Below are 18,179 nucleotides of genomic sequence, written 5' to 3'. Positions count from 1 at the left end.
GCAAACCCTGACGTGGCTTCAAGCTACTTCATGGCCTGGTGGCTTCCAAGAAAAAGTTATCGTGGGCAGAGATGTCAGGACACATGAACAAAAGCATGATTCGTTCAGCAAGGCCGCAGATCAAACACATCTTTTGCGTGCATCTCGGAATGAAGCGACGCTAGGTTAACAAAATGAGCAATTCCATGGTGGATCAAAGACTGCGAAAGACGATATCACTGTTTTTTAGAGCATTTTGCCAAGATTTTAAACAATTCCTAGGAATTTTTTCGGTTTTTGCTTCGTCACTCAATCAACTCACGATAGTTAGGTCAGCATTATTGATATACTTTGGTATATGTTGCTGACGGCGATGTGACCCTGTATTTTCAGCAATTGAGGCGCGTATTGCCTCTCAGGTTAGTGAGTAATGAAGTGCTGACCTACATTATCGTAACAGGTACTTCACGTTATCAGAGGCCATATTCGGTCTCTTGCAAATGAACTGCGCGTATCCCGGAGGTGAGTGGCCGTGGTACGCTGGTATGAGTGGGATAGGTAACCGGTGAAAGTTCAGGGCGTCGCTGTCTGGCGGCGCCCACTTCCTTTCTAGGCATTCATCAACGCGCGTGCGGCATCTCTTGCCGCCTCGGTCACTGTGTCGCCGGACAGCATCCGTGCAATCTCATCCACACGCGCGCCCTGGTCCAACGCAACAACGGTCGAACGGGTTTCGTTATGGGTTTGCTGCTTTTCAACGCGCCAGTGATGATCCGACAGTGCCGCGACCTGTGGTGAATGGGTGACCACAAGAACCTGACCCTCTGCGGCCAGCTCAGCCAAGCGCCGCCCAACAGCATCCGCAGTGGCCCCACCAACACCGCGATCTATCTCATCAAAAATCATGGTCAGCCCATTGGCATCTTTCGTCAAACAGACCTTGAGCGCCAAAAGAAACCGGCTCAACTCTCCACCCGATGCGATCTTGTTAAGCGGACCAGCAGGCGCACCGGGGTTTGTCGCAACCGTAAAGGCCACGATATCAGCGCCATCGGGGCCGGGTTGTTCTGCTGGGGTGATCTGGGTTTCAAAGACAGCACGTTCCATTTTCAAGGGTGCCAGTTCCTTTGCCATCGCAGCGTCCAACGCCTTGGCCGCCTTCTGGCGTTTTTGGTGCAAACCGGCAGCGGCGGAATCATAGCGCACCTGTGCAGCATTCACTGCTGCCGTAAGCTCTGCCAAATCGCGCGCGCCATCATCCAGCACGGTCAGACGGCGGCGCAGGCCATCCGCAAAGTCGCGCAAGTCATCGGGCAACACATTATGTTTGCGCGCCAAACCACGAATTGCGAACAGCCGTTCTTCGACATCTTCAAGTTCGGATGTATTGAACGACAACGCATCCAGACAATCCGCAATGCCCCGCTGCGCATCATCAAGCCCGGTCAAAACCTGTTCCAGTGCGGCAAGCGGGGCATCGATACGGCCTTCGGCATCAGCCGCCACACCTTGTAACCAGCGTGAGGCATCACCGATCATACCCTCAGCACCTTGTAACCCCAAAGCATCCGCCGCCTTCATGATATCCGCACGAATCTTTTCGGCGGCCTGCATCAAACGGCGCTGAGTATCCAGCGTTGCTTCTTCACCCGCTTCGGGTGCCAAAGCATCCAGTTCCGCGACCGCATGGCGCAGATAATCTTCTTCCGCACGTGCCTCGGCAATCTGTGCTTCGGCGGCCTGCAAATCACGTTGTGACGTGTTTAGCGCGCGCCAAGCAGCCCGTGTCTTGTCCAATACCGCCTCAAGCTGCGCATAGCTGTCCAGCATCTGCCGATGGCCACGCGGGTTCAGCAGGCCCCGATCATCATGTTGCCCGTGCAATTCCACCAATGTCTCTGACAAGCTGCGCAAGACCTCACCGCTGACGCGGCGGTCATTGACCCATGCAGTCTTGCGGCCGTCACGGGTATTGATACGGCGCAGGATCAGTTCATCCTCGACAGCGATCCCCGCGTCTTCAAGAACCGCAAAGGCCGGATGCCCCGCAGAAAGATCAAAACAGGCCGTGACCTCGCCCTGATTTGCCCCCTGCCGCACCAATTCGGCGCGGCCACGCCAGCCCAGCACAAACCCCAATGCATCAAGCAAGATGGATTTACCTGCGCCGGTTTCGCCGGTCAGCGCATTCAAGCCGGGCTGAAAATCAAGTTCCAGCCGGTCGATAATCAGCATGTCCCTGATGTCTAATCCACGGAGCATGTCAAAGCCCAAACCCCGCGATGATTATAGCCATTCACCAAGCAGCACTTGCCGGTAAATCGATGACAACCAATTGTCACCGGCGGCATCTGCCGACAAGCCTTGGCCGGTCAGCAAGGCAAAGCTCGACTCATACCATTCGCTGGATTGATAGTTATAGCCCAGAATAGCACCGGCAGTCTGCGCTTCTTCAACCAGCCCAAGCGACAAATAGCTTTCGACCAAACGGTGCAGCGCTTCTGGTGTATGAGATGTGGTCTGGAAATCCTCAACCACGGTACGGAACCGGTTGACGGCCGCGACGTAATTACCCCGCTTGAGGTAAAAGCGCCCAATTTCCATTTCCTTGGCCGCCAGATGATCAAAGGCCAGATCAAACTTAAGGACCGATGTATCCGCATATTCGCTATCGGGGTACTGTTCGATCACGCGGCGCAGGGATTGCAGCGCCTGAAATGTCAGCCCCTGATCACGACCAACTTCATCAATCTGGTCATAATAGGACAGGGCCAAAAGATACGCCGCATAGGCCGCGTCATCTTCGGCGGGATAAAAATCAAGATAACGCTGCGCAGAGGCCCGACTATTAGGGTAATCCTCATCACGGTGATAAGCAAAGGCCTGCATGATCAGCGCACGCTGTGCGAACTCCGAATAGGGGTACAGCCGTTCAATCTCACCAAAGGTGAAAGCGGCATCATCGGGGTTGCCACTTGCGATTTGTCGCTCACCACGCTCGAAAATCGCTTGCGCGCTTAAATCATCAAGCGGCTCTCCGCCGCGGTCGCTGTTGCCGCATGCCGCAAGAATGGCAAGGCTGACAGCTGCGCCAAAACGGAACATCCATCGGCTGGCGTGGCCCTTTTTGACTGACATCCTCGCGTCCTCATTCAAACGTGCTTGCTGTGCCATGACGTTCAATCGCCATCGCTTTGGGTCGGTCTAACATAGAAAAATGGGGGGCAAAATGCCCTTTTGAACGCAAGGTGATCAACTGTCAGTGGGTTGCGATTAGGCGACAGCATCCAAGTCAGCCATGCTGACGCCAACACCGGGCAAACGGGCCGCGATTTTTGCGTCACAGCGCACGAAACGCCATGCATCTGGCTGCGCAAAAAGGGCGCGCAACAGCTTGTTTGTCATCGCATGACCCGCGCGCGATCCGGTGTAGCGGCCAATAATTGGCGCACCAGCCGTGTAAAGATCGCCCAAGGCATCCAGCATCTTGTGGCGCACGGCCTCATCCGCGTGGCGCAGACCGCCGGGTGTCAAAACATCGGCACCGTCCACCACAACGGCATTTTCAACCGTACCACCCAGCGCAAGCCCCTTGGCACGCATGGCATCAACATCAGCAGAACGGCAGAACGTGCGGCTGTCGCAAAGTTCGCGCACAAATGCACCATTGGCCATGTTCAATGTCTTCTTCTGACGGCCAATAGCCGCGTCAGAAAATTCAATCTCGAAATCAATTTGTAGCGTCGTTGCAGGCGAAAGGGTTGCCGTCGCACCACCATCAGACACCGACACTTCGCCCAAAATCTCAATCGCTTGCAGCGGGGCAGACAGGCGCGTCAGTCCCGCCTCTACGATCCCACGGACAAAGCTGGCTGCGCTGCCATCCAGGATCGGCACTTCGGGCCCATCAATATCGACCAAGACGTTATGCACACCACAGCCAGCGAATGCGGCCATCAGATGTTCAATCGTTGAAACAGTCACACCGTCTGCATTGCTCAGACGGGTATTCAAAGGCGATACAATCACATCGCGGAAATCAGCCCGCAGTGTGGGGCGGCCCGCCACGTCGGTGCGCCGAAAGACGACGCCGGTGTTGGCAGGCGCCGGATGCAAAACAACACGCACAGCTTCACCCGAGTGCAGACCGGTGCCCTCAAATGTAACGTCTGTTTTCAATGTTGTTTGCACGGTTTTTTGCCTTCGCAGCAATTTCGTTGTTACCCTGAACTAGGGTGCAATAGTTCATGTCTCAACTCACTCTTTGCGACGGTCTGAAACACTTGTGGCACGAACTGTGGCAAGACTAAGGCACACCCTGCAACCCATTCAAAAGAAAAGAAAAAAGGCCGCTCAATTGCGGCCTTCTCATTTATCTCGACGTTACGTCAATGCAACAGTTTATGTCAGCTTAATTTGCCTGACGGCGCAGGAAGGCGGGAATTTCGATCTTTTCGGGATCGTCACCCTGCTCTGGCTCTTGATGCAATGCAGTAACCTGCGGCTGCGTACGTGCAGGCTGCTGCGGCGCGTCTTCTGATTGCGCACCGGTCATGCGGTTGATCAGAGAATTGATCCCGAAACGTGGCTTATCCGCTTCTGTCGGCGCCGCTGCAGCAGGTGCCGCGGCGGGCTGTTGCGGTGCCTCTGCATTGGGTACGCGGCTGACGGCGGCTTGCAAACGGGCCAGCGCCTCTGGCGATGGGGTGCCGGGGGACGCTGCAGCGCGCGGCGCCACAAAATTATCAGCCTCTGTCAACGCAGGTTCTGGGCGTGGCGTGTAAGCAGGCGGCGGCAGATCATCTGCGGCAACTTGCTGCGGTGCAGGTGCTGGCTGCTGCTGCTCCACGGTTGGCTGCGGCGCTGGCGCATCCAGATTTTCAAACAATGTGCGTTCTTCAACTGCAGGCTGCGGTGCGGGTTGCGCCGCTGCGGCAACAGCTGCGGGTGCTTGCACTTGTGGTTCTTCAACAGCGGCAGGCGCCGCAACTTCGGCTACAGGAGCCAAAGGCGCTGCCATAGAGCGGCGTGGCACGGGAGCGTCCATTTCCTTGGCAATTGCATCAATGCCCGTTGCAACAACAGACACACGCATCTTGCCTTCCATGCCAGTGTCGAGCGTAGAGCCAACGATGATGTTCGCATCACCATCAACTTTTTCACGGATCTTGTTGGCGGCTTCATCCAGTTCAAAGAGTGTCAGATCATAACCACCAGTGATGTTGATCAAGACACCTTTAGCGCCTTCCAGCGAAATCTCGTCCAACAGCGGATTGGCGATAGCCTTTTCAGCCGCTTGGATCGCACGGTTTTCACCGTCGGCTTCACCTGTCCCCATCATCGCCTTACCCATCTCATCCATCACGGCGCGGACATCGGCGAAATCAAGGTTGATCAGACCAGGACGGACCATCAGATCAGTCACACCTTTCACACCTTGGTAGAGTACATCATCAGCCAGAGCGAAAGCTTCGGTGAACGTCGTGTTCTCATTGGCCAGACGGAAAAGATTCTGGTTAGGTATGATGATCAGCGTATCGACAACTTTCTGAAGGGCTTCAACGCCGTCCTCAGCTTGTTTCATGCGCTTGGCACCTTCGAACTGGAAGGGCTTGGTTACAACACCAACGGTCAGAACACCCAACTCACGCGCTGCTTGCGCGATGATCGGCGCGGCGCCTGTACCAGTACCCCCGCCCATACCAGCCGTGATAAAGCACATGTGCGCGCCCGCAAGATGATCAACGATCTGTTCGATGCTTTCTTCGGCAGCCGCAGCGCCGACCGTTGCACGCGCACCCGCACCCAAACCTTCGGTCACTTTCAGACCCATCTGGATCTTCGCACCAGCACGCGATTGTTGCAGTGCCTGCGCGTCGGTGTTCGCCACGACGAACTCGGTCCCATCAAGCTCTTGCTCAATCATATTGTTTACAGCGTTGCCGCCTGCGCCACCCACACCAAATACGGTGATCCGTGGTTTCAGTTCTTCGTGCCCCGGAAGGGAAAGATTCAATGTCATAACTCGATCCGCCTGTTTTTTATTTGCCCGTGCCCGCGGGCGATTACTGCTTATTAAGACTCACATTAACGAAGTGATGCCGAAAGGTCACGACAAAAACACAAAATTGCCACCAAATCTGGACAAAAACTGCGCTCTGCCCCCGGCATTTCGGCCAATGAGCAAGATATTGCGCATTACCAGTTGTCCTTAAACCATTTTACAGCCCGTTTGAGCGATCGCGCGGGATAGTTTTCGGCAGGGATCTCAAAATCCCACCACTCGTCTTGTGGGTTTGCTGCGAACAATGTCAGGCCGACAGCGCTCGAAAACGCCGGTCCAATCGCGGCCTGTGGCAGACCTTGCACACGCAAAGGACGCCCCAAGCGCACCTGCTGGCCGAGGATTTTGCTCGCCAAACCATCAAGTCCGGGGATCTGGCTACCGCCACCCGTCAGCACGATCTGCTGACCCGGCAGATGTTCAAACCCAGCCGCATCAAGACGCTCGCGCACCTCTTCCAAAATCTCTTCAACACGCGGGCGCATGATGCCAATCAATTCGGCCCGGCTGACGGTGCGCCGATCATGCTCCCAGTCGCCAGTATCGCCACCAATCTCGATCATTTCGCGATCATCCATGCCGGTCGCCATGACACCACCGTAAAATGTCTTGATCCGTTCCGCGGTCGACGCAGGGATTTGCAAACCCATCGAGATGTCAGAGGTGACATGCTCACCCCCCATGCGCACGCTATCTGCATAGATCATGTGCTTCTTCATAAAGACCGACAGGCCGGTCGTGCCGCCCCCAAGGTCAATACAGGCCGCACCCAGTTCTTGCTCATCCTCAACCAGTGAAGACATGCCGGACACGTAAGCCGATGACGCGATCCCAGCCAGTTCCAGATCGCACCGCTTGATGCAATAAAAGATGTTGTGCACTGCGGTCGCATCGACCGTCAGCATATGCATATCGGTCTTCAGTTGATTACCGATCTGCCCGCGTGGATCCGCAAGACCAGAGCGATGATCCAGTGCAAAGTTCACCGGCTGCGCATGCAACACCTCACGGTCGGCACCGTAGTCAGGCACGTTGCAAGACGCCATCACCTGACTGATATCCTGCTCGGTGATCATCGCACCAGACACGTTCAACGTGCCATCTAACCCGTAAGAGCGAGGGCGCGCACCGGACAGGCAGGCAATCACGTGATCAACACGTACGTTCGCCATCTTCTGCGCGGCCTGCACCGCCGTCCGGATGGCACGCTCCGTTTCCTGCATCGCATCAACTTCGCCGAAACGCACACCACGTGACCGGGTTGTCGCCGCACCGATCACGCGAAACTGCGATTGCCCCGCAAGCGACCCAACACCATCCGTGCGAAACTGCTCAGGCCCGTCAAAGCGCAGCACAAGGCAGGCGATCTTGGATGTGCCAATGTCCAAAATGGCGACAACACCCCGCTGCATCGCCGCTTTGCGCATTTGCCGCATGGCCCGTTGGCTGTCGTAGAGATCGCCCATCTAGTTGTCCGCCCCATCATCAATTGTTGTATTTACCCGGCGCAGCGCATCTGCCGCCTCTTCGTTCATTCGCAGTGTTGGTCTGTCGGTGTTGCGCATATCAACAGCAGCGACATCACGGTTCAGCATGTCCTGCGCGCCGTTCAACGCGATGACCCGGTCCAAAGCGGCAACCGGGTTGTCACCAGGCAGCAGAATGCGTTGGTCACGATCAAGCACCATATCCCAGCGCCGCTCACCCATCCGCACCAGACCGCGCACGCGGTCGATCAAGGGGCCAGCTGCCGCAAAAAGGCTGAGTGCTTCTTCAATGTTATCTTCTGCGCCATCGCCCGCGATCAAAGGCAGATCAAGCCGATCTGCGCGCGCGATGATCTGGCCCGACTGCACGCCACCCGCATCAATCAAACGCAACGTCGCGCCATCGCGCCAAAGGGCCACGGGCACGCGCGGGTTCAACCGAACCTCCAAAGCGCCCGCTTGCCCGACACGCACACTGGCAGATTTAATAGGATCAAGCGCTTCGATCTCAGCGCGTATTTTCTCAAGATCAAGGTCGAAAGAAGACACCGGGAATTCGGTTGGCAACAAAGAGGCCACGTCCGTCATGGCCGACAGGTCAGCACCAGTGACATTCATTGTGCGGATCATGAACTGCGGACGGTGCTGAAAGTCCTGCTTGGCGTCCGCGATGGTCATTGCAAGCGCTGCGCGGTTTTCCGGCTTGGAGTACCACGAACCGAAAATCGCCACGATCAACAAGATGGGCACGCCGATCCGTACGGTGCCGCGAAACCCAGGTGTCAGCATCAACCGCTGATAGCGATAGCCCATCCGCGATGGCGCCGGATCACGCGGTGCTGCGTCAGATACGGTGCGGCGGATCAACGATCGCATGATGCGTCCTCCACCATCCAACGGCATAGCTGCGGGAAAGAAATACCGACATGTGCAGCCTGTTCGGGCGTCAGCGATGTTGGCGTCATGCCGGGCTGGGTGTTGGTTTCAAGCAGGATCAAACCATCCAGCCCCCGCGTCTCATCCCAGCGAAAATCAGTGCGGCTGACACCACGGCACCCAAGCGCCTGATGCGCGCGCAAGGCGTATTCCATACAAGCGGCGAAAATGTCGGCCGGTACATCGGCAGGCAGCTCATGGCGCGACCCACCTGGTGCATATTTTGCGTGATAGTCGTACCAGCCATCCGTGATGATATCCGTCACGGTCAGCGCGCGATCACCCATCACCGTCGTCGTTAACTCACGGCCCGGCGCAAAGGCTTCGACCATCACCTCGTCGGGCATGTCATCGGACAGTTGCGGCGGGCCATTGGCATCAGCGTTAACGATGTAGATGCCAACGCTAGAGCCTTCATTATAAGGTTTCACCACATAGGGCGGCGGCATCACATGGGCCGCGCTCACAGCATCAGCAGGGGCCAGAATACTATCAACGACGGGCAACCCCACCTTGCGATAAACATCCTTGGTGCGCTGCTTATCAAGGGTCAGGGCCGAAGCCAAAATGCCGGAATGCGTATAGGGAATTTTCAGCCATTCCAGCAGACCTTGAATGGCGCCATCCTCACCCCAGCGACCATGAAGCGCGTTGAATACAACATCAGGTGCAATTTCGATCAGTCGCGCAGCAACGTCGGGGCCTGCATCGACCTCGATCACGTTACACTCTGCATCCCGTAAAGCCGCCGCACACTCGCGACCCGTACTCAGCGAAACGTCACGTTCCGCAGATGGACCGCCCATGAGGACAACAACTTTCGGGTTTGCCCTGCTCGACATACCCTACCGCCTTATTCGCGGGCCTTTAGCGACCCGTCATTCGTTTTGACCCTTGCCTTGGATCAGTGGCCTTTTGACCGTTTTAGGCGGGTTTTTCACCTTTCCGGTGACCGACCCGCTTGATTTCCCATTGTAGCTCAATCCCTTGGGAATCGTAAACCTTTTTCCGCACCAACTCTCCTAAATCCTCAAGGTCGGCGGCGGTCGCATCGCCTGCGTTGGTCAGAAAATTGGAATGCATGGTATTCATGACTGCACCGCCAATCCGCGCACCACGCATCCCAGCGTTATCAATCACCCTCCAGGCCTTCAGATCATGCACATCATCCACCTGCCCGGTCGAAGAAAAACCCGCCGGATTCCGGAAGGTTGAGCCAGCCGTCCGGTCCTTGGTCGGCTGGGTTTCGTCACGCTTGGCCAGTTGGTCAGCCATGCGCTGATGCAGAATATCGGGGTTTTCTTTGGGTGCAGAAAGCGTCGCCGAAATGATGATGGCCTCATCCGGCAAGAAGCTTTGGCGATAGGCGAGTTGCAGCGCATCAACGGGCATTTCAGTGATCGTGCCATCGCGCAAAACGACAGTGACGGATTGCAAGACATCCGCAATATAGGTGCCATAGCATCCCGCATTCATGCGCACGGCCCCGCCGATAGTGCCCGGAATGGTGCGCAGAAAGGTCAGGTCGAACCCCGCATCCGCAGCTTTGCGGGCCACATGCGCATCCAAGGCCGCCGCCCCTGCCGTCACTGTGTTGTCGCCGATGTCGATGCTGTTAAACCCACGCCCCATGCGGATCACAACACCGCTGATCCCGCCATCACGGACAATCAGGTTGCTGCCTACCCCAATTGGGAACACGGGCACCGCAGGATCAAGCGCCGCAAGAAACGCAGACAGGTCCTGCACATCGGCAGGTTGAAACAGCACCTCTGCCGGACCCCCAACGCGCATCCAAGTGAGATCTGCAAGAGGCCGATGCGCGGTCAACGTGCCGCGCACGATAGGTAAATCAAGCATTCTTTGCTTCTTCATACTGAAACCAGCCAAGGCCCCCACCCAGCAAGCCACCCACGATTGCCGGCACACCAAAGCCAATCAAGGCCAAGACATATCCAAGGCCATCCAGAGCCCTTTCTTGCTGCATTCTACCATTATTGGGAAGACTTTGTTCGTACTGAATTCCGACAATCATCAAGACTGCAAAGATCACTAACAAAACTGCAACGCCAGTCAGCCAACCACTCATACGCCGTTTACCAAACGCAAAGCACATCGCAAAGAAAACGGCGCCCACAAGCCCGAAAGGGACAACGATAAAAAGAACTTCGGCCATTATGTTTGGTCTCCGTATTGAGCATGATTTATGCTTACTGCAAAAGCTGAACTCAGGTCGACGACTATCTTTATTGAGGGTTTTATCAGCCTCGATGATCGTCCTTTAAGCGGCGTCGCACGCTGGTAAATTTGCCGCCGCGCCAGGCATCGCAGAAAGACTAGGCCGGCGTTGGTTTTTCGCTTTTACCCCAACCGACCATACCTCCAATCAGTCCAGCAACACCCGCAGGAGCGCTAATCCCAATTAAAGCCGCCGCATAGCCTAATTCATCCCAACCGTTTGAGGTTACAAGCCCAATGAACATGGCCCCGGTAAATGCGGACCAAACAGTGCCAAGGCTGATAAGCCCCACATGGTTCCTATTTTTACCAATCCAAAACATTAGAAACAACGACGCCAAAAAGGGCAATTACGGGGATAGCGAACAAAGTATATTCTCCAGAGTCCATGCGTATTCTCCATTTGTGAACTTTGTTCATTTATATGACGCAAAATTGAACGTCGTTCAAGTATTTTCTTTTGAAGATGCTGAATTAAATCCGCCGGTCATCCTGCCGACGCAGCAACCAGCCTAAGAATGCCCCTGCTGTGCTACCCAAAAGTGCGGGTACACAGGCCAGCATCGCGACTGTCATCGCGAAAACAGGATCAATCCCAAAGGGACGCCCACTGGCATAAATCAAGATGACAAAGACCGCGCCGATGACCGCAACGATGGTCAGCGCAATCCCCGAGTGCCCCGCGCGCATTAACTTGGTCAGTAAAGCAAAAGGCGCAGCGGCCCCAATCAACATCACGCCCAGTACTAGCAGTTGGGTCATCTTACTTGCCGCTAAAGCGTCGCTTGACGTGTTGCCAGAGGTGGTAAACCGGCCAGCGTAGCACCAGACCACCGACAATCAGCGCCAATGCACCCATCAACAGGCCATCGCGCCAAGTGATCCAGATCAAAAGCGGCACACCAACCGCAATCAGCACATAGGCCAGCCGCCAATGTTTGTCACTGGATGGAAAGGCCGCCATGACAAATGCCAAGACGACCCAAAGCCCAATTAAAATAAACGGATCAATCACGCCTTCAAACGAGTCGGCAACCCATTGGCCCATGCACTGATCGTACCGGCCCCAAGGCAAACGACCATATCACCCGGTTTCGCTTGCTCACGGACAAGACGTTCCAGATCATCTTCGGATTCCACCGTGCGTGCATGACGATGTCCATGACGGATCAGACCAGCCACTAAATCCCGGTGGCTCGCGCCTTCTATCGGGTCTTCTCCGGCAGAGAAGACCTCCGAAATGCCGACGACGTCGGCGTCATTGAAACAAGCGCAGAATTCATCAAAGTGATGCGATAACCGGGTAAACCGGTGCGGTTGATGCACCGCAATAACACGGCCTTCGGTCGCTTGCCGGGCGGCTTTCAGCACGGCTGCAATCTCAACCGGGTGGTGGCCGTAATCATCGATAATCGCCACACCACCCACTTCGCCCACTTTGGTAAAGCGGCGGTTAACGCCCTTAAAGCCCGCAAGTGCAGTCCGGATTTCATCCTTCTTCATGCCTAAATGGCGCGCCACAGCCACAGCCGACAAGGCGTTAGAGACGTTGTGATCCCCCGGCATCGGCAACGCGCAGCCTTCGATCATGGCATCCTCGGCCTGCAATGCGATATCGAAATGGGCGACCCCAGCCTGATAAGTCAGGTTCACAGCACGAATGTCTGCCTGTGCATTGAAACCATAGGTCACAACCCGGCGGTCCGTGATCTTTCCCACAAGCGACTGCACATCAGGATCATCAGTGCAGCAAACAGCCAAACCGTAGAATGGGATGTTGGACACAAAATCATAGAAGCCCTGATGCAACGCCTCTTCCGTACCCCAATGCTCCATATGTTCGGGGTCGATATTCGTGACAATCGCAATAGTCGCAGGCAGGCGGTTAAAAGTCCCATCACTCTCGTCCGCCTCAACGACCATCCACTCGCCCTGCCCCATCCGCGCGTTGGAGCCATAGGCGTGAATAATGCCACCGTTGATGACGGTCGGATCAATGCCACCTTCATCCAGCAAGGCCGCGACCATCGTTGTCGTCGTCGTCTTGCCGTGCGTGCCCGCAACGGCAACATTCGACTTCAGGCGCATCAGTTCAGCCAACATCTCGGCCCGGCGCACAACAGGCAGGCCCTTTGCGCGGGCTTCATCAAGCTCTGGATTGCCCGGCTTAATGGCAGAGGAAATCACGATGACCTCCGCGCCTTCAAGGTTCTCTGCCCGCTGCCCTTCATAGATGATCGCGCCCAAGGATTTCAGGCGGTCGGTGATTTTAGAGGCTTTCAGATCAGACCCCTGCACAGTGTAGCCGTGGTTCAGCAGGACTTCGGCGATGCCGGACATCCCAATGCCGCCAATACCCACAAAATGGATCGGGCCCACATCAAGGGGCAGTTTCGTTGCTGCATTCATTCTAGGGTCCCCATCCATCATCTTTTGCCCGCCTCTGCCAGATTATCAACCAATTGCACCAGTCGCTCCGTCGCGTCCGGTACACCACAGGCCGTCGCCGCCTGCGCCATTTTCAACATGCCCTGCCCGTCCGACAGCAGTTCAGCCAGCTTATCCGTCAGGGGTGCGACTTCAAATTCCGGCTCAGTCATCAAATGCGCGCCCCCCGCCTCAACCAACTGGCGGGCATTCGCCGTCTGCTCATCCCGGATAGCACTTGCCAAGGGCACCCAAATTGCAGGGCGGCCAATGACGCTGACATCTGCCACAGTCGACGCACCCGATCGCGAAATGACCAATTGCGCATCCACCATCCGGCGCGGCACGTCATCAAAGAAGGTCTGCACGTCCGCCGTGATGACTTCGTTTGCGTAGTATTCCTTGACACGCTCGAGGTCCTCAGGCCGCGCCTGATGGCTCACGCGAATGTTGCGCCGGATTTCTTGCGGCAAGGCCGAAATCGCCGGCGGCACCACATCAGACATCACCCGCGCACCCTGCGAGCCCCCCATGACAAGGATCGACATCGGGTAATCGCCGGGGGGAATATAAGGCGCGCCCGCGTGCTCAAGGATCGCTGCGCGCACCGGATTTCCGGTATGAACACCTTCAATCTTGCCTGGCAGCTCAGTAGGCCACGTTCCACAAGCAATCTGATCAACACGCTTGGCAAAAAGCTGATTGACCCGCCCCAAAACACCGTTTTGTTCATGGATCATCCGCGGAATACGCAAGGCCCATGCAGCGGACATGGCAGGAATGGCGGGATAACCACCAAAGCCCACAACGACCGTCGGTCGATCACGAAACATGCGCCACTTCGCGGCGCCAATGCCGCCCAAAATACGGAACGGGACCATCAGTTTCTGCGCAATGCCACCACGGGCAAAGGTCGCACTGCCAACCACATTGACCTCAACCGCGTCCGGAAAACCGCCCGCGTAACGTGCGCCACGCGTATCGGTGGACAGTTTGACGCGCCAACCTTTCGCCAGCATAGCCTCAGCCAAGGCCTGCGCAGGAAACATATGCCCGCCCGTACCGCCTGCGGCAATAATCAAGAGTGGCGCACTCATCGGTTCGCCCGGCGCAACAAGATATCCTCCATCGCACCCTGCGGTCTGCTGCGGGTAAATGCCAACAACATGCCAACAGCAATACCGCCGGCAATCAGCGACGACCCACCATAGGACACGAACGGCAACGTCATCCCCTTGGCAGGCAGCAACCGCACTGCCACCCCCATATTAATCATGGCCTGTACACCAAAGATGCAAACCAAACCGGTGCCTGCAAGGCGAATAAACACATCGCGTTCCTTCATAAGACGCAGTAACGAGCGCACAACAATCACGGCATAAAGCGCAATAATCACAAGCACACAAATCAAACCATACTCCTCAGCCGCAACCGCGATAATGAAGTCGGTATGGGCATCGGGCAGCGACCATTTCACCTGCCCCTCACCGACACCAACGCCAAAGAACCCGCCTTCACGGATCGCGTTCGTCGCATAGCCCAACTGTGTATTGGGATCGACATCGGGCGACAGAAACCCATCAATCCGGCGGGCAAAGTGCTCTGAATTAGCATAGGCGATTGTGCCACCAAAGACGACCAACCCGGCAAGTATAATCAACAAAATCATCGGCGCACCGGCCACAAAATACATCACACCCCATGCAAAGAGAATAAGTGCGGCCTGCCCGAAATCCGGCTGCATCGCAAGCATCAGCACGATCATCATCGTCAGCACAAAGGAATAGACCTTCCCGGGCGGCCCACCCAATTGCTGCGAGGCGGCCAAAAGCCAAGCCGCCATGACGACGAACCCAGGTTTCAAGAACTCAGAAGGCTGCACTGATGCAAAGCCCAGCGAATACCAGCGTGTCGCACCTTTTCCGAAATCGGTGCCCAAAACAGGCAATAACGCCAGCGCCACAAAAGCACACAAGAACCCAAGAACCGCCAAACGGCGCACCAGTGTCGGCGACATCATGGATACGACAAACATGACCATCATGGCCATCCCGCCAAAGATCGCCTGACGGGTCACATAATAAAACGGCTCCAGCCCGTTTTTAGCAGCCAGAGGCGGCGAGGATGCCAAACCCAACAGCAAGCCAATTCCGAACAACAACAGGATGCACGACATCGTCCACTTATCAATTGTCCGCCACCACCGGGGCAGAACCGGGTCGCCGGATTGCACCGGGACCGTCCCATAGACCATTTCCGTCATGGATCACCGCTCATTTGCCTACATCGCCCGTTTGCCGGGTCTATGGTCACCTTAACCGCCAATTCACCACGATTCCACTGAAAAACCGCGGCGCGCCTCTTTCTTCGTCCCATCAAACTTCCGCCGGAGGCATCCAGAGGCTGGCAATAATTGATATCGCCTGCGGGTTACGCCATATGGGCCTCCATGGAATTTGAAACCCTTATCATCGGTGCAGGTGCCGCAGGTATGATGTGCGCCGCCCACGCAGGGCCCGGCGTGTTGATTATCGACCACGCCAAAGCACCGGGTGAAAAGATCAGGATATCAGGGGGTGGACGCTGCAATTTCACGAACCTGCACGCCAGTCCGCAGAATTTCATCAGCCAGAACAAGCATTTCTGCAAATCCGCACTGGGGCGCTACACGCAGTGGGATTTCATCGATCTGGTCGATCAACACGGCATTGCTTGGCATGAAAAGACACTCGGACAGCTCTTTTGTGATCATAGCGCCAAAGAGATCATCGCGATGCTGCGGGCCGAGATGGACAAGGCAGGTGCCCAGCTTTGGCTGCAAACCGAGGTGGGTGAGATCAGCCATAATGGCAGCCGTTTCAGCATTGCCTTACAGCGCGAAGGGCAGACAAGGCAAATCACAGCGGGCAATCTGGTCGTTGCCTGTGGCGGCAAGTCCATCCCCAAAATGGGGGCGACAGGGCTGGGCTATCAGATTGCCACCCAATTCGGACTGCCCGTCATAACCCCGCGGCCCGGTTTGGTACCCCTCATGTTTTCGGATGAAAAATTCAAACCGCTAGCAGGCGTCGCCACACCTGCGCGGGTGCATGCGGGTGATACCAGCTTTGATGAGGCTATCCTGTTTACCCATCGCGGCCTTTCGGGTCCGGCAGTCCTGCAGGCCTCATCCTATTGGCGCGAAGGCGAGACGATCAAGATCAACTTGATCGCAGGGGGCGATTTGATGCCCGCATTACAAGGCCAGCGCCAAACCGACGGACGCAAGGCACTGACAACAGTTCTATCGCAACATTTACCAGCGCGTCTGGTTGATCATCTTAGCCAAGAGATCGCTCTGACCGGCAACATTGCTGACCAAAGCGATGCCACGCTTGCGGCACTTTGTGATCACCTCTCAGATTGGACGCTGACCCCTGCAGGTTCAGAAGGCTACCGCACAGCCGAAGTAACGTTGGGCGGGGTGGACACAGATGCGCTGTCATCCAAAACTATGCAGTCAAAGACAGTTCCGGGTCTTTATTTCATTGGCGAATGTGTGGATGTGACCGGTTGGCTGGGTGGTTATAACTTCCAGTGGGCTTGGTCCTCAGGCTGGGCGGCAGGACAGGCCATTGCCGCATCGTAAGGTGGATCATGATCCACCTTACCCCAAAGCCACCTTCGCCTGTCTGATAAAATCGTCCCCGCGCGCCTCAAAGCTGTCATACTGATCAAAAGACGCCGCGGCAGGCGCCAAGAGCACCACCTCACCCGGTTGCGCATCGGCCGCAGCCCGCGCGACAGCAACGTCCATCGTCCCGCAAACCTCCGCCTCTGCCCCGCTCAGCTGCCGGGCAAAATCCGCAGCCTCGCGGCCAATCACATAAGCTTTCACGACGGACCCCAGATGCGGCAACAGCCCCCCCAGCCCGCCTTCCTTTTGCAAGCCGCCACAAATCCAGCGTATCGTTGGAAAGGCCTGCAGGGCCTGCGCCGCGCTTTCTACATTTGTGGCCTTACTGTCATTCACAAAGGTCACACCATCCTTTTTACCCACAAGCTGACTACGGTGCGGCAACCCGGGATAGCTCTGCATTGCCGCCTCAATCCCCTTGGGCCCAAGGCCCAAGGTCCGACAAGCGGCATAGGCCGCACAGGCATTCTGATGGTTATGCGCGCCGGGCAAACCACCAATACTGCGCAGATCAATCGACCCGACCTGCCGCCCCTTGCGATGCTCAGACAAGAACCCTTTGCGCGCAAAGACGCTCCACCCCTGCCCGGCCAGTTTCTGACCAGATGAGACACGGATCACCCGATCATCCCCCGCCCCCTCGATCAGCTGATTGGCGATATAGCGACCCTCCGCTTCATCCACGCCAATAACGGCACGGTCAGGCCCACCTTCGGCAAACAGGCGGCGCTTGGCCGCAAAATACCCACCCAAGCCCGCATGGCGATCCAGATGATCAGGGCTGAGATTGGTGAACACGGCCACATCCGGTGTCATGCTGCGCGCAAGGTCAGTCTGGTAAGAGGACAGTTCCAAAACCACGACCTCACCATCATGGGCCGGTTCAATGTCCAACACCCCTCGCCCGATGTTGCCGGCAAGTTGGGCAGGGCGTCCGTTCTCAACCAAGATATGATGGATCAAGGCGGCGGTGGTTGATTTGCCGTTGGACCCGGTCACAGCGATCACACGCGGCTGAATATCAAAACTGTCCCAATCTGCCGTCGCAAAGGACCGAAAGAACAGGCCAATGTCATTATCGACAGGCACGTCCGCATCCCAGGCGGCGGCGATCACAGGATTAGGGGCGGGATAAAGATGGGGAATGCCAGGGCTGACGATAAGACAGGCAACACCCGCAAACGCACCCGGCTTGGTCAGATCACGCAGATCAAGACCTGCGTCATGTGCCGCATCCCGCGCGACAGCACTATCATCCCAGACAACAGGCTGCGCACCGCCAGCAGCCAATGCCACCGCCGCCGCACGCCCGGACCGTCCGAGACCTAAAACCGCAACTATCTTGCCTTGAAACCCTTGAACTGGAATCATT

General features: G+C 56.4%; 16 protein-coding genes. 1 reads left to right on the top strand and 15 read right to left on the bottom strand.

The window, feature by feature from the left end; all coding sequences use genetic code 11:
• Window positions 1-588: 588 nt before the first annotated feature.
• From recN to ftsW, 14 genes are all read right to left on the bottom strand, one after another.
• Entirely contained in the window at window positions 589-2,241 is a 1,653-nt protein-coding gene (recN, locus tag BC777_RS00815; protein WP_100367939.1) for a DNA repair protein RecN, read from the bottom strand.
• 24 nt (window positions 2,242-2,265) lie between these two features.
• Window positions 2,266-3,117, bottom strand: a complete 852-nt coding sequence (locus BC777_RS00810) for an outer membrane protein assembly factor BamD (protein ID WP_100366279.1) — start codon at window positions 3,115-3,117, stop codon at window positions 2,266-2,268.
• 135 nt (window positions 3,118-3,252) lie between these two features.
• Window positions 3,253-4,170 (bottom strand): UDP-3-O-acyl-N-acetylglucosamine deacetylase, encoded by a 918-nt coding sequence (gene lpxC, locus BC777_RS00805; protein ID WP_100366278.1) that lies wholly within the window; start codon window positions 4,168-4,170, stop codon window positions 3,253-3,255.
• 220 nt (window positions 4,171-4,390) lie between these two features.
• Window positions 4,391-6,001 carry a cell division protein FtsZ gene (ftsZ, locus tag BC777_RS00800; protein ID WP_100366277.1) on the bottom strand — a complete coding sequence of 537 codons (1,611 nt, stop codon included), beginning with the start codon at window positions 5,999-6,001 and terminating at the stop codon, window positions 4,391-4,393.
• 176 nt (window positions 6,002-6,177) lie between these two features.
• Window positions 6,178-7,509: a cell division protein FtsA gene (ftsA, locus tag BC777_RS00795; protein ID WP_100366276.1), complete on the bottom strand. Its 1,332-nt coding sequence runs from the start codon at window positions 7,507-7,509 to the stop codon at window positions 6,178-6,180.
• Window positions 7,510-8,406, bottom strand: a complete 897-nt coding sequence (locus BC777_RS00790) for a cell division protein FtsQ/DivIB (protein ID WP_100366275.1) — start codon at window positions 8,404-8,406, stop codon at window positions 7,510-7,512. It lies immediately after the preceding gene.
• Window positions 8,394-9,272, bottom strand: a complete 879-nt coding sequence (locus BC777_RS00785) for a D-alanine--D-alanine ligase (RefSeq protein ID WP_245834240.1) — start codon at window positions 9,270-9,272, stop codon at window positions 8,394-8,396. The genes BC777_RS00790 and BC777_RS00785 overlap by 13 nt, the downstream gene beginning before the upstream one ends.
• A gap of 118 nt (window positions 9,273-9,390) precedes the next feature.
• A complete protein-coding gene (gene murB, locus BC777_RS00780) occupies window positions 9,391-10,326 on the bottom strand; it encodes a UDP-N-acetylmuramate dehydrogenase (protein ID WP_100366273.1) in 936 nt (311 codons plus the stop codon).
• Entirely contained in the window at window positions 10,319-10,642 is a 324-nt protein-coding gene (locus BC777_RS00775) for a hypothetical protein (protein ID WP_100366272.1), read from the bottom strand. The genes murB and BC777_RS00775 overlap by 8 nt, the downstream gene beginning before the upstream one ends.
• Before the next feature lie 536 nt (window positions 10,643-11,178).
• Window positions 11,179-11,466, bottom strand: coding sequence for a UDP-N-acetylmuramate--alanine ligase (locus tag BC777_RS00765; protein ID WP_100366270.1), 288 nt, complete (start codon window positions 11,464-11,466; stop codon window positions 11,179-11,181).
• 1 nt (window position 11,467) lies between these two features.
• Window positions 11,468-11,752, bottom strand: a complete 285-nt coding sequence (locus BC777_RS00760) for a DUF2484 family protein (RefSeq protein ID WP_168769033.1) — start codon at window positions 11,750-11,752, stop codon at window positions 11,468-11,470.
• The gene (gene murC / locus BC777_RS00755) at window positions 11,716-13,113 is read right to left on the bottom strand and encodes a UDP-N-acetylmuramate--L-alanine ligase (RefSeq protein WP_211095315.1); all 1,398 of its coding nucleotides are present in this window, start codon (window positions 13,111-13,113) and stop codon (window positions 11,716-11,718) included. Before murC ends, BC777_RS00760 begins: the two co-directional genes overlap by 37 nt.
• A gap of 17 nt (window positions 13,114-13,130) precedes the next feature.
• Window positions 13,131-14,228, bottom strand: coding sequence for a UDP-N-acetylglucosamine--N-acetylmuramyl-(pentapeptide) pyrophosphoryl-undecaprenol N-acetylglucosamine transferase (locus BC777_RS00750; protein ID WP_100366267.1), 1,098 nt, complete (start codon window positions 14,226-14,228; stop codon window positions 13,131-13,133).
• The gene (gene ftsW / locus BC777_RS00745) at window positions 14,225-15,394 is read right to left on the bottom strand and encodes a putative lipid II flippase FtsW (RefSeq protein ID WP_100366266.1); all 1,170 of its coding nucleotides are present in this window, start codon (window positions 15,392-15,394) and stop codon (window positions 14,225-14,227) included. The genes BC777_RS00750 and ftsW overlap by 4 nt, the downstream gene beginning before the upstream one ends.
• A 186-nt stretch (window positions 15,395-15,580) precedes the next feature.
• Between ftsW and BC777_RS00740 the strand changes: the two genes are divergently transcribed.
• Window positions 15,581-16,759 carry a BaiN/RdsA family NAD(P)/FAD-dependent oxidoreductase gene (locus BC777_RS00740; RefSeq protein WP_100366265.1) on the top strand — a complete coding sequence of 393 codons (1,179 nt, stop codon included), beginning with the start codon at window positions 15,581-15,583 and terminating at the stop codon, window positions 16,757-16,759.
• 18 nt (window positions 16,760-16,777) lie between these two features.
• Here BC777_RS00740 and murD read toward each other — a convergent pair whose 3' ends face one another.
• Window positions 16,778-18,178 carry a UDP-N-acetylmuramoyl-L-alanine--D-glutamate ligase gene (gene murD / locus BC777_RS00735; protein WP_100366264.1) on the bottom strand — a complete coding sequence of 467 codons (1,401 nt, stop codon included), beginning with the start codon at window positions 18,176-18,178 and terminating at the stop codon, window positions 16,778-16,780.
• Window position 18,179: the final 1 nt, after the last annotated feature.

This window comes from Yoonia maricola (assembly GCF_002797915.1).
Taxonomy (GTDB): domain Bacteria; phylum Pseudomonadota; class Alphaproteobacteria; order Rhodobacterales; family Rhodobacteraceae; genus Yoonia; species Yoonia maricola.
The sequence above is the reverse complement of the archived record's forward strand: the minus strand, read 5'-3'. Positions and strand labels throughout refer to the sequence as shown.